This is a genomic window from Arenibacter sp. P308M17, assembly GCF_003426735.1.
Taxonomy (GTDB): domain Bacteria; phylum Bacteroidota; class Bacteroidia; order Flavobacteriales; family Flavobacteriaceae; genus Arenibacter.
Map to the genome: position 1 here is coordinate 432,779 of NZ_QVON01000001.1, position 19,045 is coordinate 451,823.

Consider the following 19,045-nt stretch of genomic DNA (forward strand, 5'->3'; position numbering starts at 1 on the left):
AAAACCAACAAAAAAAGCCGGAGGATGTTTGCCCATCCACCGGCCATGAAAAAATTAACATTGCTGTACTAGAGCAGCATTAACTTACCAAAAACAAAATTATGAATAAAATTATCAAGCGCGTTCCCTTGTGGGGTGAAAAAACCTTTTGGCGCGGAATAATTAGCATTATGAGGATATTTATATTATTTATATGTATCGGTCTCAGCTCGGTCTATGCCAACCTAACCAATGCTCAAACCAAGATCGACATTAATGTCACTGGAGTAACTTTTGAAGAGCTCTTTAAGGAAATACAGAGTAAAAGTGAATTTGTTTTCTTTTATAAGGATGATGTATTAAACAGTAAAAAAAAGATTTCCATACATCTAAAAAATGCAATTGTTGCCACCATATTGGATAATGCATTTTTGAACACAGATCTTGATTATAAAATTGACGATAGACAGGTTGTAGTCAAGAAAAAAATAGTTTCAGTGCAGCCCGTAACACTCACCAATTACACAAAATTACAGGGTTTTTCCATTTCCGGGACTATTACGGACAATACTGGGGTTCCTTTGCCAGGGGCCAGTATTGTGGAAAAAGGAACTACCAATGGTACCCAATCCGATTTTGATGGCAACTTTTCCATGACGGTTGAAAATGGGAATTCGGGTTTAACCATTTCCTATATTGGCTTTGCAACAAAGGAAATCGCGATTAATGGACAGGAAGTTGTAAATGTTAGTTTGGAAGAAAGTTCTTCTGGGCTGGAAGAGGTTGTAGTTGTTGGATATGGTACCCAGGCCAAAAAAGATATTACCGGTTCGGTCAGTGTAGTGGACGGCGATGAAATTGCAGCGCGAAGTACTACCAACGTCTCCAATGCTTTACAAGGCTCTGTAGCCGGTGTAAGTGTTACTAGGAGCAACTCGGAACCTGGTGCAGGAAACGAAGTTAGGGTTAGGGGAGTCACCACTTTGCAGGGCAATAGTTCTCCCCTCATTCTTGTGGATGACGTACCTGTATCCAGTATCAATGACGTGAACCCAGATCAAATAGAAAGTATTTCGGTTCTTAAAGACGGGGCTTCAGCTGCCATTTATGGGTCAAGGGCTGCTGCGGGAGTCATTATCATTACTACAAAAAGAGGGAAAAGTGAGGTTTTCAACTTGGGATATAGTGGGGAGTATTTTATTAATACGCCTACGGAGACCAGAAAAACGGTGGCTGCCATACCCTATATGCAAATGGATAATGAAAAGGCCTGGAACGACAATGGAAATGATGGTAATGAATACCCTACTTGGTCGGAGGAACTCATTTCCAACTATACAGCCAACAATGCGATTAATCCAGACCAGTATCCAGATACCAATTGGAGAGACCTCATACTTAGGAAGTCTTCATCGGGATATCGTCACAACATCAATATAAGTGGGGGGTCAGAAAAGGTAAGGACCAATGCCTCCTTTGGTTATGAGTATCAAGATGCCTTGTACGCCTATCGGGACTGGAAAAGATATAATGCAAGGATCAACAACGATATAAAAATATCGAATAAACTTGGTGCGACATTGGATTTTGCCATGAGATTGACAAAGGATGATAGGCCAACCGCAGATCCAACGGCCAGGGCAATACAATCTGCACCAGTTTATGCGGCCATATGGGCCGATGGGAGGATAGGCGAAAGTAAATCTGGGGACAATATGTATGCGCAACTGCATCAAGGGGGGTACCAGACCAATGAAAATTACCTGTTTTACGGAAAAGTGGGATTGTTTTATAAACCTAACGATGCTCTTAAGATTTCCGTGAATTTGGCTCCCAATTTCGAATTTAATAAATATAAATTCTTTAATAAATCAATTCCTTATTGGGGCTTTGATGACCCAAACCAATTGGCTAATCCCAATTATATTTCGGGTCACAACTCAACCCAAACCTATCTTATTGAAAGAAGGGCCAATGACAACACCATTACCACCCAAGCTCTGGTGAATTATGAAGAAAGTTTTGGCAATCATAATATTAGTGGTGTAATAGGCTATGAAGAGTTTTCATCCCAAAGTGAAACTTTGGGTGTTAGGGGCAATGAATTTGTCAGTAGCGATTATCCCTTCCTCAATCAAGCACCTATAGACAAGGTTTTTGATAGTGGTACAGGTGTATCGGAAAACGCCTATTCCTCATATTTCGGAAGGGTGGCCTATAATTTCAATAATAAATATTATCTACAGGGTACGGTTAGAAGGGATGGTTCTTCCAGATTTGGAAAAGATTATAGATGGGGGTCGTTTCCCTCTGTTTCTGGAGGATGGGTTGTTTCCAACGAAAATTTTATGGAAGCCCTGGATCCAGCTATTTCATTTTTAAAATTAAGGGCATCCTATGGTAGCCTTGGTAACGATAGATTGGGGAACTACCTTTACTTATCGGTACTTCAATTCAGTAATGCCTTAATCGCCAATGGGGGCAATGTACAGGCGGTAAGGTCTGCCGCCCAACGTTTTTTGGCTATTGAGGATGTAACTTGGGAAACCACTACAACCTTGGATCTTGGTATAGATTTAAACCTTTTCAATGACAGATTGTCCATAACCGCAGATTATTTTAAAAAAGATACCAGAGACATGCTTTTAGATCTTAGTATACCGGCGTTAAGTGGTTATGACGATCCAACAGTCAACGTGGGAGGAATGGATACCAAAGGTTGGGAATTGGGGTTAACCTATCGTCAAAGTATAGGGGATGTAAGATTGACAACCTCTTTTAACATTTTCGATTCCAAATCCATAATAGGTAATGTTAGTGGAAAACGTTTATTTGATGGGAATTTTTTGTCTGAAGAGGGAACTGAATTTAGATCTTGGTATGGTTATCAATCGGACGGACTCTATCAAACTCAGGCGGAGGTTGATAATTCGGCCACAACCAGTGATGCGGTTAGCCCTGGAGACATTAAATATAAGGACATCAGTGGTCCGGACGGTACTCCTGATGGGGTGATAAATGAATTGGACAAGACTATTTTAGGCGGTTCATTACCGCGATATCAGTACGGGGGCAATCTTAATTTGGCCTACAAAAGGTTTGATTTTGGAGTGGTGTTTCAAGGTGTAGGACAGCAAAGTTTTAACCTATCCTCCAACTTTATCAGACCATTTCAAGAAAGTTGGCTGTCGCCTTCTACCCTATACGCAGGTAATTACTGGAGTGCCTATAATTCTCCGGATGAGAATTTAAAGGCAGCCTATCCACGGTTGTCCGAAAACGCTGTGGGCAATAACTACAATAGTTTTTCAGATTACTGGTTGATCAATGGTTCCTATTTAAGGGTTAAGAACATTACACTTGGTTATACCTTGCCCTCTGAAATATTTGGGGAAAACGGATTCTCTGCATTAAGATTATATGTTGCGGGAAACGACCTGTTTACAGTGGATAGGTTGCCGGAAGGGATAGATCCGGAGCAGGGGAGCGGATATTTAATCACAAAGTCCTTCATTGTTGGGGTAAAAGCTAATTTTTAAACTTATAAAAATGAAAAATTATATATATAGAACAATTTTTGGTCTGGGATTCCTGCTTTTGGGAATTTCCTGTACTGAGTTGGATCTGGTGCAAGAGGATGCCGCCAGTTCTGGAAGTTGGTATCAGAATAAAGATCAATTTAGACAATCTTTGAATGAGGGCTATAGGGAAGTATTTTGGCCCGTGGACCAATCTGCTGAAGGTTGGACGGACGATTGGCAGAGAAGGGATGCCTTGGATGCAATTAAAGCTGGAACCGTTTCTTCGGAGTATGGGATTGCTAATACCAATTGGGATAATATCTACAAGGGAATTACCAGGGTTTTAGTGGTATTGGAGAAATTGGAATCACAGGATTTTCTTACAGATGAGGATGAAAGGTTGTTTAAGGCAGAAGCTAACTTTTTAAGGGCATCTTATTGGTCATACCTAATTTCTCATTACGGTGACGTTCCCTTCTATGAGGAAGAACTTACCGTTGATGAATCTTTCGAAATAGGTAGGACCAATAAGGATGAAATACTTCAGAGAATTTATGCGTATTATGATGATGCAACTCTTAATTTACCGGTTTCGTATGATGGATTAAAGTATGCTACCAAGGGAGCGGCCTATGCCATGAAAGCTAGGATTGCCTTATATATGGGAGATAATGCCACGGCTGCGGAAGCGGCTGAGGATTGTATGGATTTAGGGGAATATGAGCTTTATCCAAATTTTGAAGAGCTTTTTATCGCCAGTACTAAAAATTCCAAAGAAACTATTTTCCATATTCCCAGAAATGTGGATCTAAATGAGATTAGGAACGATAATGTTCGCGATTATCTTCCAAGAAATCATGGGGGCTGGGGGGCAAGGCAACCCACCTGGGAACTACTGGCTTCCTTTGAATGCGTAGATGGATTACCTATAGACGAATCCCCATTATTTGATCCCCAAAACCCATTTAAAAATAGAGATCCAAGATGTAGTATTACCATTGTACCCTTTGGTTCTTTGGAAGAGGGCGATGGATTGGCCCCAAGTGATGGTTCCAATTTTATGAATTTGGAATATACCCCACATCCTGCAAAAAAGGAAGTAATGGATTATTCTTCCAATAGTCTTATAAAAAATAATGATACCCCCTCTGTTGCCGCTTTTGCCTCCTTTAATGGTTTGGCATGGAAAAAAGGAATAGACGAGGATTGGAAGGACTATCTTACGGATCCGGATTTAACGGTTATCAGGTATGCCGATGTTTTATTGATGTATGCGGAGGCAAAAATTGAATTGGATCAAATTGATGCCAGTGTACTTGCGGCAATTAATGCAGTACGTGATAGGGCATACGCCAATTCAGGTATACCAAATCCAGCGGTGACCACTACAGATCAAGATGAACTAAGGCGAAAGGTTAGAAGTGAAAGACGGGCAGAACTCGCTTTTGAAGGCAGAAGATATATGGACCTTATACGATGGCGTTTGGCTGAAAAGGCCCTTACAGGTACTTCCTACGGTTTGTTGAATGTGGCAACGGATGGAAATGTAACGGTACCTCCAACTGGCCCCTTAATGGATGATGTTGTAACCCCTGGCCTGTGGTTTTGGGGAATGGTACCGGAAATAGACGAAGATGGCCTACCTGATTTTTCAGCATTGTTGAATGCCGGGCTATGTAGGTCACTTAATACCATTAATTTTCCAGAGCGTCAATATTTATGGCCAATACCTGCTTCCGAGCGATTGTTGAACCCTAACTTAACCCAAAATACAGGTTATTAATAGAACTCATCTTGACTTTTTGTTTTCAACCGAAAAGTTATGCTTTTGTATCCTAATGAAGGCTTTTTGGAGCAGCATAGCAGCGCTACGGTGAGAGAAAAGACAAAATTAGGGTGCAAAATGATGATTTTGCAGGGAATAGAAAAAGTCAAGATGAGTTCATAGTTTATTCCCCGGGAATAACAATATTTCTGGGGATTTTTTTATTTTTTCAAAAAGAGGATTCGTCAAAGTTGGTATTGGAAATACTTCTAGACCCTTAATTTTTTGAGATATAAATTAATTGAAATTGGTTACGCGATTACAAAATCAAAAAAATAATAATGATAAAAGCTATAAAAACAAATTTCTTTTCTCTTGTGGGGATACTGTTGTTTGGTTTTGCCCTATCCTGCAAAGACAATATGGATAAAAGTGAAACCGAGGGGAAAGCGGATAAATATATTTCACTTAGTGGGATATACCCACATTTGGCGATGTACAATTTAGGAGGTGAATGCGGAACCGGGGCCGTGGTACCCTGGGCCAATAAATTATGGGTAATGACCTATAGTCCTCATCAACCCAATGGTTCTTCGGATAAACTGTACTCCATAAATTCAGATCTGGATCAAGAAGTAAGGGAAGAGAGTATTGGCGGAACCCCCGCCAATCGTATGGTACACTTGGAAAGTAATAAGCTGTTTATAGGTCCGTATGCCATAAATGGAGAAGGAAAGGTAAGGGCCATTCCCTATGGGAAAATGCCCGGGAGGCATACTGGGAATGCCCGACATTTATTTGATCCTGAGGGTAAAATATATTACGCTACCATGGAGGAAGGGTTTTATGAGGTTGATGTAAATACCTTGGAGCCAACAACGCTTTACCCAGATGCCAATGCATTGCGGACAGCCAAAGACATGGCACAATATGGTCCGTTATTACCTGGTGCCCATGGAAAGGGATTGTATTCAGGGCAGGGCGTTATGGTATATAGTAATAATGGGGAGGCCAATCATGAGGCTTTAGGAAAATTTGATGTGGAATCCGGTTCATTGTCGGAATGGGATGGGAAAGATTGGAATGTGGTTCGTCGAAACCAATTTGTGGAAGTTACGGGGCCAGGAGGTATTTACGGAAATAAAGATCCGGAAAATGACCCCATTTGGGCCACGGGCTGGGATTTTAAATCGGTGCTTATAGGTGTTAGAAATCCAGAAACCGGATGGAACTATTACAGGCTGCCCAAGGCGAGTCATTCTTACGACGGCGCACATGGTTGGAATACGGAATGGCCTAGGATAAGAAATATTGGCACTGAAGAAACCCCAGAGTTCCTAATGACCATGCATGGCATGTTCTGGCATTTTCCAGAAACCTTTACGGCCAATAATTCTGCTGGTATTAGACCTCGTTCATCCTATCTTAAAGTAATTGGCGATTTTTCTAGATGGAACGATCAATTGATTTTTGGTTGTGACGATTCTGCAGAGAAAGAGTTTTTAAATACGCGTAAGCAGAAAGGTAGTTTGATAGGTCCTGGGCAATCCAATTCCAACCTTTGGTTTACCACTCTGGATAAGCCCGATGAATTGGGACCTAATACAGCTGAAGGTGCGGTCTGGATTTCCGAAGAAATTGGGGGCAATGAATTTTCCGAACCATTTCTTTTTACAGGTTGGGATAAAAGATCGGCCTGGATCAAGAACGAAGGTAATTCAACGGTTACTTTTTACTTTGAAGTAGATAAAAAGGGAGATGGCAACTGGACACCTTTAAAAACTGTTGATGCTCTAGCAGGCGAGTCCAAGCATATAATGTTCCAAGATAACGAAATAGGGGAGTGGGTACGCATTAAGCCAAACAAAGCTACAAAGGCCACAGTTCATTTTTTCTATAGTGATACGGATAACAGGAACGTCCAACCAAATGAGATGTTCCGGGGAATAGCGGATATCTCGGATAGGAATGCCACTGGTGGGCTACTTTGGGCCCTTGGGGACAACAGACGGACCCTTGGGGTTTTGGCAGGAAAGGTCTCCACTTCGGGATTCCAGGAAACCGGATACTACGAATTGGATTCTTTATTGAACTTGGTTAAAAAAGAGGATGACAAAACCGTGCAATTAATGCGGGACAAGGTCGCCATACCCAAAAACGTGGTGACAACCGATGCGGCTTCTGTTTTAATAGTAGACGATCAGGGGAGACGCTGGAGATTGCCCAAGGGCAATGATGCCTACGGCGAAGGGATGGATAACGGAGCACTACGTATATGTCGGGAGGTTTCTACAGAACGCGATCTATTAAATTGCTCAGGTACCTTTTATGAGTTGCCTGCAGAGAATGCCGATGGTTTTGCAAAAATACGGCCTGTTTCCTCCCATAATATGCTTATTCATGATTATGCATCATACCGTGGACTGTTCGTGTTAACCGGTATTGAAAACGATTTTATGGGAGACAATGAACATGTTATCACATCTAATGACGGGAAAGCCAAGGTATGGGCGGGAACTATAGATGATTTGTGGAAATTGGGCAAACCAGTGGGTGTAGGGGGGCCATGGAAAGATACCGAGGTATTGGCCAATATACCTAGTGACCCCTATTTGATAGGATTTTATGACAAGAAAAATATCAAAATTTCCAATCTATCCAATATATCGGTTACTTACAAGATTGAGGTAGAGCCTATAGGGCATGGACCATGGATGACCTATAAGGAGGTAACTGTTAAGGGAGGTGGGGAGTATGACTATACCTTTCCTGATAACTTTCAATCTAGATGGATCAGGATTGTAGCGGATAAAGACTGTAAGGCAACCGTGCAATTGGAGTATAGGTAAAATTTTGTATTATTTACGGAGGAAATAGAATGGAAGTATTAGATGCCATAACCTCCTAGAGGAATAAGTTTTTTTTAACAATTAATATATATCCGAATGAAATATTTAGTTCTGATTCTGTGCTTCTTCAACATAAATTTTATGATTTCCCAAGATTTGTTGTTGGAAGCGGAAAGTTTTGACGATACAGGTGGATGGGTCGTTGATCCACAATTCATTGAACAGATGGGTTCTTCCTATCTTCTGGCCCACGGTATGGGAGAACCGGTGAAAAATGCAAAGACTGAAGTGAATTTTAAGAAAGATGGCAAGTATAAGGTCTGGGTTCGCACCAAGAATTGGGTACCTGGGGAATGGGAAGCCCCAGGGAAATTTCAAATAAAAGTAAATGATGTGTTATTGGAAAATACCTTGGGTCTCCGATCCGGTTGGGGATGGGAATATGCCGGGGCCATACAAATCAAGAATAAAAAAAATGTTTTGGAACTAGTAGACCTTACAGGTTTCAATGGGCGCTGTGATGCAATCTATTTTACTACTTCGGATAATGAACCGCCTTCATCTTTAAAAAAGTTGACCGCTTGGAGGAAAACAGTGGTTATGGAACCCTTGGCACCGGAGGTGACTAAAAAATATGATCTTGTAGTCGTAGGTGGAGGAATTGCCGGTTGTGCAGCTGCAATTGCAGCTGCGGAGCAAGGACTTCAGGTTGCCCTGATTCACGATAGGCCCGTTTTGGGGGGTAATGCAAGTAGTGAGATTAGGGTACATACCTTAGGGATATATGGCAATTTTGAGAGGATCTTAAAAAAGTTGGATACGGAACATTATCCCAATGGTTCACCGGAAGCACATAAAGACCAGATAAAAAGGGACAACAATGTAAAAAGTTATAACAACATTTCCCTCTTTTTAAACTGGAGGGCCTATGATGCCAAGGCAGTTGAAAACAGAATTAGCTATGTAGATGCACGCCAGACCGCAACAGGGGAGCGCATTCGGTTTAATGCACCGCTTTTTGTTGATTCTACAGGAGATGGTTGGATAGGTTTTTGGGCCGGTGCGGAATTTTCATATGGTAGGGAAAGTGTAGATGAATACGGGGAAGAATGGAAAGAACACGGGGAATTATGGAGTCCAAAGCAACCCGACAATGCGGTGATGGGGTCTTCTGTTCTTTGGCGTTCCTATGAGGTAGAACAAAAGGTCGACTTTCCAAAGGTACCTTGGGCAATGCCGGTGGCTAAGGATTATGCAAAGGTAAAAGGGGAATGGCAGTGGGAGTTTAGTCGAAATGACCTTAATCAGATCGATGATGCAGAAGAAATTCGTGATCATATGCTCCGAGCTATTTATGGCTCATTTGCAAATGCCAAAAAACAACCTGAAAACGCCAATCGAAAATTGGAATGGGTATCTTATTTGGTAGGTAAACGTGAATCCCGAAGATTGGTAGGGGATTATATTTTTACATTGAACGATGCTAAAACTGGCCGTACTTTTCCCGATGGTGTAGTTGAAGAAACCAGGGAAGTGGATGTGCATTATCAGACGGTGTTGGAGGATGAGAAAAACCCCGACTTTATTTCTGAGGCACTTTTTTATAAGACCCCCAAATATTACATTCCCTATCGAAGTTTGTATTCAAAAAATATTAGTAATTTATTTATGGCGGGGAGAAATTTCAGTACTTCCCATGTTGGCCTGGGTGGGCCTAGGGTAATGAGGACCACAGGACAAATGGGTGCGGCCGTAGGTTTTGCGGCATCACTTTGTAAAAAGTACGAGGTAGACCCTAGGGATATTTATACGGGTTATTTGGATGAATATATGGAGCTTATCGAAAAACAAAAATATACACCCATTCCAGACTCCAAAAAATAGTTGTCCCAATCTTAAAAAAGACTATGTAACTGGTCTTGTTATATGCCTTGGGCAGGTAAATTATCATGAAATTAATAGTTGTCAACATATTAATTTGCGGATTGGGATTTTTGTCGACCCAAAAATTGGTCATGAACTACAACGGTGATGGGCAAGATAGGGGGATTACAAAAAAGCCGGAGTACTATGCCATGGAATGGCAAGATGGCCTTGCATTGAACAATAAGGCAACTCCTTTTTATATTGAGGTGGAGGCGATGGGCAATCAAAATGTAGATATGCTCGTAACCGATCTGCAAAGACCAGTTCTCTATACAGCGGATATTTGTACTCCCGTTTGTGCCGATGGTGAATGTAGGTTAATGTACCTTACACTTTATTGGAATTTATTGGGAGCTTATGTTGGTTTTGATAAGGTGGAAGGCCAAGCACTAACAAAACATGATCATGTGGAATTTGTGGAGCAGGATTATGAAAAATTACACCAGTTATTGTTGGATGATAATTCAATTCTTAAAAGAAGGAAAATTGATGAGTTGGTATCAAAACCAAAAGAGCCACAATTGGATGGTGTAGATGCCATAGCCGGTGCTACAATAGCTGAGGTTAAGGAGTCTGTGGTAGATGGGGCGCTCTACTCCTGTTATGTGGCATGGAATATTGCTAATGGTCCAATTAAGGCAGAGCTCCAGAAATATACCGCATCTATGTTCGATGAGGAATTAAAGAATTATATGCTCATGAGCAGGGAGGTGGATTATCAAATGTATGCCCTTAATTCCTTGAGAGAATCCGAATACATGGAACATAAGGACCGAATTGCTCAAATTTTTAGGGAAAGTATTCCACTGGTCCGTACCTATATTGTGCAAAATCTTCCTAAATTGTTCTGGGAAACAGATAGTCTACAAATTCCTTTTTGGGCGAGCTTTGCAGAAGTCGATATCAATAATAGAAGCTTGTTGCTAAATCATATTCAGAAGGCTCCAGTCGAGGTTTTGGTCTCCTTGGCCGGCAATTTGGAGTTAATGACCAAAAATCAGCTGAAATTGTATCTATCGGCTATTGAAAATACCGTAAAGACCAATCCTGATATTAACGCACAACTTTTGCGGTTTGCCGAGTCGGGTAACCACACATACGCCTACATTGTAACTGAATTTTTAGAGGATTTGGAATAATTGGGGTAGAGGTGATTGATTTGGAAAAATTAATTTTATAATTATAACATTATCGAAATGATATCATTTTTATTATCTATTGGAGCTTTGGTACTGGGCTATTTCACATACGGGAAATTGATGGAGCGGATATTTGGGGTCGATAAGGACAGGGAAACTCCAGCGGTCAGACTTCGGGACGATGTTGATTTTATGACATTGCCCACATGGAAGGTCTTTCTGATCCAGTTTCTGAATATTGCAGGCTTGGGACCCATCTTTGGTGCCATTGCCGGGGCCATGTTTGGGCCTGCCGCTTTTTTGTGGATCGTATTGGGAAGCATCTTTGCAGGTGCGGTACACGACTATTTTTCCGGAATGTTGTCCATTAGGCATGATGGATTGAGTATTAGTGAAGTGGTCGGAATTTATCTAGGACCTACTGCCAAACAGTTTATGCGCCTTTTTTCAGTGGTCCTATTAATTTTTGTGGGGACCGTATTCTTGGTAGGTCCCGCCAAAATAATAGATGGAATGACCGGGAATATCTGGAACGTATGGGTTTGGGTAGCCATTATTTTGGTTTATTATATACTCTCCACTTTGCTGCCAATAGATAAGTTGATAAGTAAACTTTACCCTATTTTTGGCGTGGCCATGTTGCTAATGGCCATTGGCTTGGTAATTGCACTTTTTTTTGGGGATTACAACATTCCGGAACTGGTGCCGGGTAATTTAAGAAATATGACCAGTGATCCAGAGGCGACCCCCTTGTTTCCAATCCTTTTTATAACCATAGCCTGTGGTGCCATTTCCGGATTCCACGCCACCCAGTCCCCGCTCATGGCGCGCTGCATGAAAAATGAAACGGACGGAAGAAAGATCTTTTACGGCACAATGGTCACAGAAGGTATCGTAGCCCTGATATGGGCCGCAGCTGCAATGACCTTCTTTGGTAATGTGGAAGGTTTAAACGGCGCTATGATTGCCAATAACAACAACGCTGCATGGGCGGCAAATGAGATATCGCTTAACATGCTGGGCCAAATTGGGGGGGTACTGGCCTTATTGGGTATTGTTGCCGCCCCGATTACTTCTGGCGATACCGCCTTCAGGTCTGCACGTCTAATATTGTCCGATATATTTAAATCCGACCAAAAAAAAATAATCAACAGACTTCTTATTAGTCTGCCGCTATTTGTAGTAGCCTTTGTGCTTACCCAAATCGATTTTGGAATTATATGGCGTTATTTTGCCTGGAGCAACCAAACCTTGGCCATGATTGTGCTATGGACAATAACCGCCTATTTAATTTATGAAAACAAGGCATATTGGGTTACCCTTTTACCGGCAATTTTTATGACCATGGTATGTAGTACCTATATTTTGATAGCTCCAGAAGGTTTCCAATTGCCCAATGATATTTCATACATAGGTGGCACGCTAATAACATTGACTATTACAATCTCATTTTGGGTATATACCGCCCAAAAGAAAAAAATATTTGTTGGGGTATGATGCAAAAAATTCAGACCCTTATTTTCACATCCGTTCTGTTGATTATTGGTTTAGAGTTCCTTTCTTGTTCCGATGATCGGGCCCAAAAGATTATTGGGGAAGAGCAGGAATTATATACCGTACTAGGGGTTGAGGATACCGGTCTCAATTTTGTCAATAAGCTGGAGGAAACCACTACCATGAACGGATTTTACTATGAATACTTTTATAATGGGGGAGGGGTTGCCGTGGCCGATTTTAACAATGATGGACTTCAAGATGTCTATTTTATTAGCAACCTTCGGACCAATAAGTTATTCTTAAATATAGGAAACCTAAAGTTCAGAAATGTAAGTGTAACTGCCAATGCCCAAGGCAATGGTGGGTTTCCTACAGGTGTGACCGTTGTGGATATCAACAATGACGGTTTAAAGGATATTTACATTCTTAGATCAGGTCGGTTTGAATCCGATGAGCCATTACGCAATCTGTTATTGATCAATAAAGGAATGAATAAAGACAATATCCCTGTCTTTGAGGAGGATGCGAAATCGTATGGACTGGACTTGCCACATTATTCCACCCAAGCTTCTTTTTTTGACTATGACCGTGATGGGGATCTGGACATGTTCTTGATCAACCATAATATAGAAATGTACGGGATAGAGGAGACAGCTGAAATAATGAATGGAACATCCGATAAGATTGGGGAAAAACTCTACCGCAATGATGATGGAATGTTTATCAATGTAACTGAAAAGGCAGGAATTATCAGCAATAATCTCGGTTTTGGCCTGGGTCTTGCCGTTGGGGATGTAAATTATGATGGTTGGCCGGATGTTTATATAAGCAATGATTACTATGAAAAGGATCATCTTTATTTGAACAATCAAAATGGCACTTTTACGGAAAGTTCCCATAAGTCATTTAATCATATGTCCACTTTTTCTATGGGCAATGATATTGCCGATATCAATAATGATGGCTTATTGGACATAGTATCACTTGATATGATGGCTGAGGATAATTATACCCAAAAGACAAGTATGAGCGGTATGAATGTAGCTCAATTTTATAATATTGAGAATTTGGGTCTTCATAGGCAGTATATGTACAACGCTCTTCAGATTAACAATGGTAGGTACCCCAATACGAATATCCCAGCCTTCTCGGATATAGCGCAACTGGCAGATATATCCAGTACGGATTGGAGTTGGGCACCATTGCTTTTGGATATGGATAACGACGGATATAGGGATCTGTTTGTTTCCAACGGCATTAAAATGGATTTCAGAAATAATGATTTTGCTATTTATTTGGAGGAAAAATATCAAGAAGGGCAACGCAGCAGAAAAGTGGATCTGGCAAAGTATGTGGATGATCTATTGGACAAGTTGCCTGAACGAAAAAAGGAAAATTATTTTTATCTGAACCAAGGAGATCTAAAATTCAATAAACTCGCCGTAAATCAATCGGCTACCTATTCAAATGGCGCAGCATATGCCGATTTTGATAATGATGGGGACTTGGATATCGTAGTCAATAATACGGATGATTTCGCCCAATTGTATCGTAACAATCAGTCTAAAAATGCATTTTTGAAAATAATATTAAAAGGGCCGGATAGGAATATTGATGGCATTGGGGCCCGCATAGAGATCAAGGCCGACAATAGGACCTTTTATGCCGAAAATTATTTTTCAAGAGGTTTCCAATCCGCTATGGCTACACCTATTCATTTTGGACTTGGAAATATTGATAAAATTGATTCCGTTAAAGTAATTTGGCCAGATGGGGATTGCCAGATCTTGACCAATATAAAGGCTAACCAAGAAATTTTTATTCAATATGCCCCTGTAGGGACAGTAACGTTCGAAAAGGATAAGCCGGACTATACATTTCTGGATATAACGGAGGACTATGGCATCAACTTTAAACATGAGGAAAATGATTATAATGATTTTTCTTTGGAATCCTTATTGCCCCATAAAATGTCACAATTTGGACCATGTCTTGCTGTTGCTGATGTGAATAGTGATGGTTTGGATGATTTTTATGTTGGAGGGGCAATGGGTCAATCGGGGATGTTGTTTGTCCAAACTACTGCTAATAAGTTTGAGGGCAGGCGAATGGAATCGTTTTTATTGGACAAAAACCATGAGGATACCGGTGCTATTTTTATGGATGCCGATAAAGATGGAGACCAAGATTTGTATGTTGTAAGTGGTGGTAACGAAAAAAAAGCCGGAAATTTATTTTATTTGGACCGTTTTTATGAAAATAATGGTAAGGGCGAGTTTATAAGAAACAACAATGCTATTCCCGAAATCCTTGGTAGTGGCCAGGTTGTTAAGACTTTGGATTATGATAGGGATGGTAATTTGGATCTGTTCATCGGGTCAAGGTTACAGCCCCAAAACTATGGTTATCCTGCAAAAAGTTTACTGTTAAAAAATGTATCCCATAGTGGTAGCATTGAATTTAAGGATGTCACGGATAAAGTTTTTCCCGGACTTAATGATTTAGGGATGGTAACAGACGCGTTATGGGTGGATTTGGATAACGATCAATTTGAAGAACTGATTATTGCCCAAGAATGGGGAAATATTCAGGCCTTTAGCTGCAGGAACAATGAATTTCAAAACATATCCGAACGATTTGGATTAAATAATAATGTAGGTTGGTGGTTTAGTCTTGCGGCTGCCGATGTTGATTATGATGGGGACACAGATATCATTGCAGGCAACTTAGGGCTTAATTATAAATATAAGGCTTCAAAAGAGGAGCCCTTTCATTTATATTTAAATGATTTTGATGATAATAATACCAACGATATTGTTTTAGGATACCATGAAGGGGAGCAAATGTATCCTTTGCGCGGGCGGGAATGTTCTTCTGGCCAAATGCCCTTTATAAAGAAAAAGTTTAAGACGTATGAGGACTTTGGCAAGGCCAGTTTAAGTGAGGTTTATGGTGAGGGCTTGGACAAAGCCCGTCATTTGGCAGCTACTAATTTTGCAAGTAGTATTCTAATTAATGTGGACAATCAATATTTTGATTTTGCTCCACTCCCAAATAGTGCACAGATTTCGTCAATAAATAAAATATTGACTCTGCAGAACAAAAGTGCAAAAGATACAGATCTAGTTTTCTTCGGAAATCTATATGGTTCGGAAGTCGAAACTCCCCGAAATGATGCAAGTTATGGTCTATATCTAAATAAATCTGCAAATGGTAGCTTTGAAACTATTCCCTCCAAAGAGTCTGGATTCTATGTTCAAGGAGATGTAAGGGGAGCAGCGGTTATATATTTGGGACAAGAAAAAAGGAAAGCTTTTATGGTGGCCAGAAATAATGAATCCGTTATATTATACCAAAGGCATACTGAAAAAATTAAATAATGTTTGTTTGGGTTGAGTTGGTTAGTTGATTGATTGATTGATGGGTAAGGAGGCCTTATCCCAATTTTATTTAGTGCTGGGATCAAGCTGTGCTAAAAAGTGTTTCCCCAAATCTTACCATAACCTAACCGCACAGGGTTCCCGATTTTATTTTATAGTGTTTCAGAAGATAAGTGTTAAATAAAATCGAATTTAGGCGCAATCGTAATTTGCCTAGTTCATAAATGCCTAAAGATGTAAAATGTTTTTTTTCAAAGTATTACCTTGACATGCCTTGGGATAATGCATTACGTTGCATAAATTCAAAAAATCACACAATTGTTACTAATATGCCCATATCCTCAAGTTTGTCCAGAACCGTGGTAGAAATGCCCTTGTCAGTTATAATATGATCTATTTGTTCCAAACCACATATTCGGGCAAAGCTTTTTTTGCCAAACTTGGACGAATCGGCCAAGACTATGGTTTTTTGTGCTGAGGATAACATTTTTTTATTAAGTTGTGCCTCCTCTAAATTAGAGGTAGTTAATCCATATTCCAAATCTATTCCATCTACACCTAAAAAGAGTTTGCTACAGGAAACGTTTTCTAAGATGTGTAAAGCATAGCTGCCAACTACAGAAGCGGAACTATGTCTAACGTATCCACCCAATTGTAGGGCATCTACTTCCTTAAATTTAATTAATTCCAATACAACATATAAAGAAGATGTAATTACCATTAGTTTTCCTATTGGCTTAATGGATTTTGCCAATGCCTGCACAGTGGTACCCGAACCTATCAAGATAGTGTCGTTTTCTACAATGAGTTTGGCGGCTGTAAGTGCTATTCCACTCTTCTCCTCTACTGATATTTTTTCTTTTTCAGTTACATGTCGATCATTAATATATGGGTCTTCCAATGAAGCTCCGCCATGAGTTCGAAACAATAGACCTTTATCTTCCAAAAATTTAAGGTCTTTTCTAATAGTAACAGCAGATACACCAAGCGATTTGCATAGGTCTAACACCTCAACATACTTTTCCTGATCTAATTTATCCAAAATGATCTGATGTCTTTTCATCATTGTACGATTAATTATTTACGAGTGAAATATATTCTAGACAATTAATGAAGATGCAGTATTGTAATGTACGCTTTCCCATTAATTCTTTTTCCCAGAATCTTTGTGTGTTTCAAAATACAAAAAAAATTTTCACAATATGTAAAAATAGAACAAAACGAAACCAAATACCTATTGGATAGCCTAATTATACCTTGTCTGGGAATTTCAGATTTTATCAAGTTATGTTTAAAAGCATTAAAAAGTTTCATAATTCTTCATTTTATTATTAAATACTTTTGTTTTAATAATATTTTAATTAATATTGGCCTAAATTGAAAATTTTCATAAGTGAATATATTTGAAAGGAAAATAATAATAGAAGAGTTAAATCCATACAAAGAATGGGATACGATTATTATAGGGGGCGGTGCAACGGGTTTAGGGGTAGCACTGGATAGTGTTACAAGAGGTTATAAAACCCTTTTGCTTGAACAGATCGATTTTGCCAAAGGAACATCAAGTAGAAGTACAAAATTGGTTCATGGTGGGGTTCGTTATTTAGCTCAGGGTGATTTAGGATTGGTTAAAGAAGCTTTATACGAAAGGGGATTATTGGCTGCTAATGCGGCCCATTTGGTAAAAAATCAATCATTTATTATCCCAAATTACAAATGGTGGGGTGGTATGTTTTATACAATAGGACTCAAGGTATATGACTATTTGGCGGGCGGGTTGAGCTTGGGCAAATCAGTGCATATTGGCAAGTCGGAGACACTGGAGCGTGCAAAAACTCTTAAAAGAAATAAACTAAAGGGTGGAGTTGTATATCATGATGGTCAATTTGATGATTCAAGGTTGGCCGTAAATCTTGCTCAAACTTGTATAGAAAGGGGAGCTACGGTCATAAACCATTTTCCGGTTACCCAATTATTAAAGGATAATCTAGGGGTTGTGTGCGGTGTTGTTGGTAAAGACCTTGAGACGAATAGGGAATACCGTTTGCATGCCAAGGTGGTAGTTAATGCAACAGGTGTTTTTACGGATCAAATTTTAAAAATGGACGATCAAACAGCCAAGAATATGGTCCGTCCAAGTCAAGGAATACATTTGGTGGTGGATAGTACTTTTCTGCCCGGCGAGGACGCCATAATGATACCGAAGACAGATGATGGTAGGGTTTTGTTTTTGGTCCCTTGGCACAATAGGGTGTTAATAGGTACAACTGACACGGTGCTGAACGATCATAGTCTTGAGCCTGTTGCTTTGGAGGAGGAGATTAACTTTATAATCAATACCGCCAATAATTATCTCGCAAAAAAGGTTTCGAGAAAGGATATACTAAGTGTTTTTGCAGGCCTCAGACCTTTGGCAGCCCCTAAGGACGGATCTGAAAAGACAAAAGAGATTTCTAGAAGCCATAAGATTATTGTTTCTAAATCCAACTTGGTTACGATCACGGGAGGGAAATGGACCACATATAGAAAGATGGCACAGGATACCATAGATAAGATAATTCGTATGGGAATACTCCCGAAAAGAAAGTGTATTACCCATAATATTGAAATCCACGGTTCGACCGAGGATAAGTTTGAGGACGATCATTTAACGATTTATGGAAGTGATAGGAAGGCCATTTTGAAGTTAGTGGAAGAATGTCCTGAATTAGGGGAAAAAATACATCCGAATTTAGAGTTCATCAAGGCGGAAGTTGTTTGGGCGGTCCGTTATGAGATGGCGAGAACTGTTGAAGACATTCTCGCCAGAAGGGTGAGGATTTTGTTTCTTGATGCTCTTGCCTCTATGGAAATTGCTCCTATGGTTGCGAAAATTTTGGCTACAGAAATGGATATGGATTTGCTATGGCAGGAAAAACAGGTATTGGATTTTAAGGCTATGGCCAACAAATATGTTTTAAAAGAAATCCTGAATCCAACATTTTAAATT

General features: G+C 40.0%; 9 protein-coding genes. 8 read left to right on the plus strand and 1 reads right to left on the minus strand.

Annotation, left to right across the window (positions count from 1 at the left end; genetic code table 11):
• Positions 1 to 101 precede the first annotated feature (101 nt).
• The 7 genes from D0S24_RS01795 (at position 102) to D0S24_RS01825 (ending at position 16,056) form a co-directional block, all read left to right on the plus strand.
• Complete coding sequence (locus D0S24_RS01795; RefSeq protein ID WP_117018144.1) at positions 102 to 3,518, plus strand: TonB-dependent receptor; 3,417 nt, start codon at positions 102 to 104, stop codon at positions 3,516 to 3,518.
• Between the two features lie 10 nt (positions 3,519 to 3,528).
• On the plus strand, positions 3,529 to 5,283 hold the full coding sequence (locus tag D0S24_RS01800) for a RagB/SusD family nutrient uptake outer membrane protein (protein ID WP_117018145.1): 1,755 nt from the start codon (positions 3,529 to 3,531) through the stop codon (positions 5,281 to 5,283).
• Between the two features lie 323 nt (positions 5,284 to 5,606).
• Positions 5,607 to 8,114, plus strand: a complete 2,508-nt coding sequence (locus tag D0S24_RS01805) for a hypothetical protein (RefSeq protein ID WP_220377713.1) — start codon at positions 5,607 to 5,609, stop codon at positions 8,112 to 8,114.
• Positions 8,115 to 8,210: 96 nt separating this feature from the next.
• Entirely contained in the window at positions 8,211 to 9,998 is a 1,788-nt protein-coding gene (locus D0S24_RS01810) for an FAD-dependent oxidoreductase (RefSeq protein WP_251795681.1), read from the plus strand.
• Positions 9,999 to 10,063: 65 nt separating this feature from the next.
• Complete coding sequence (locus tag D0S24_RS01815) at positions 10,064 to 11,179, plus strand: hypothetical protein (protein ID WP_117018147.1); 1,116 nt, start codon at positions 10,064 to 10,066, stop codon at positions 11,177 to 11,179.
• A 57-nt stretch (positions 11,180 to 11,236) separates the two neighbouring features.
• Positions 11,237 to 12,676 carry a carbon starvation protein A gene (locus tag D0S24_RS01820; RefSeq protein ID WP_117018148.1) on the plus strand — a complete coding sequence of 480 codons (1,440 nt, stop codon included), beginning with the start codon at positions 11,237 to 11,239 and terminating at the stop codon, positions 12,674 to 12,676.
• The gene (locus tag D0S24_RS01825; protein ID WP_117018149.1) at positions 12,673 to 16,056 is read left to right on the plus strand and encodes a VCBS repeat-containing protein; all 3,384 of its coding nucleotides are present in this window, start codon (positions 12,673 to 12,675) and stop codon (positions 16,054 to 16,056) included. Before D0S24_RS01820 ends, D0S24_RS01825 begins: the two co-directional genes overlap by 4 nt.
• 310 nt (positions 16,057 to 16,366) lie before the next feature.
• On the opposite strand, the gene D0S24_RS01830 is transcribed toward D0S24_RS01825, so the two are convergent.
• A complete protein-coding gene (locus D0S24_RS01830; RefSeq protein ID WP_117018150.1) occupies positions 16,367 to 17,119 on the minus strand; it encodes a DeoR/GlpR family DNA-binding transcription regulator in 753 nt (250 codons plus the stop codon).
• 330 nt (positions 17,120 to 17,449) lie between these two features.
• Between D0S24_RS01830 and D0S24_RS01840 the strand changes: the two genes are divergently transcribed.
• Positions 17,450 to 19,042 (plus strand): glycerol-3-phosphate dehydrogenase/oxidase, encoded by a 1,593-nt coding sequence (locus tag D0S24_RS01840; RefSeq protein WP_220377714.1) that lies wholly within the window; start codon positions 17,450 to 17,452, stop codon positions 19,040 to 19,042.
• The last annotated feature ends 3 nt before the right edge of the window (positions 19,043 to 19,045 follow it).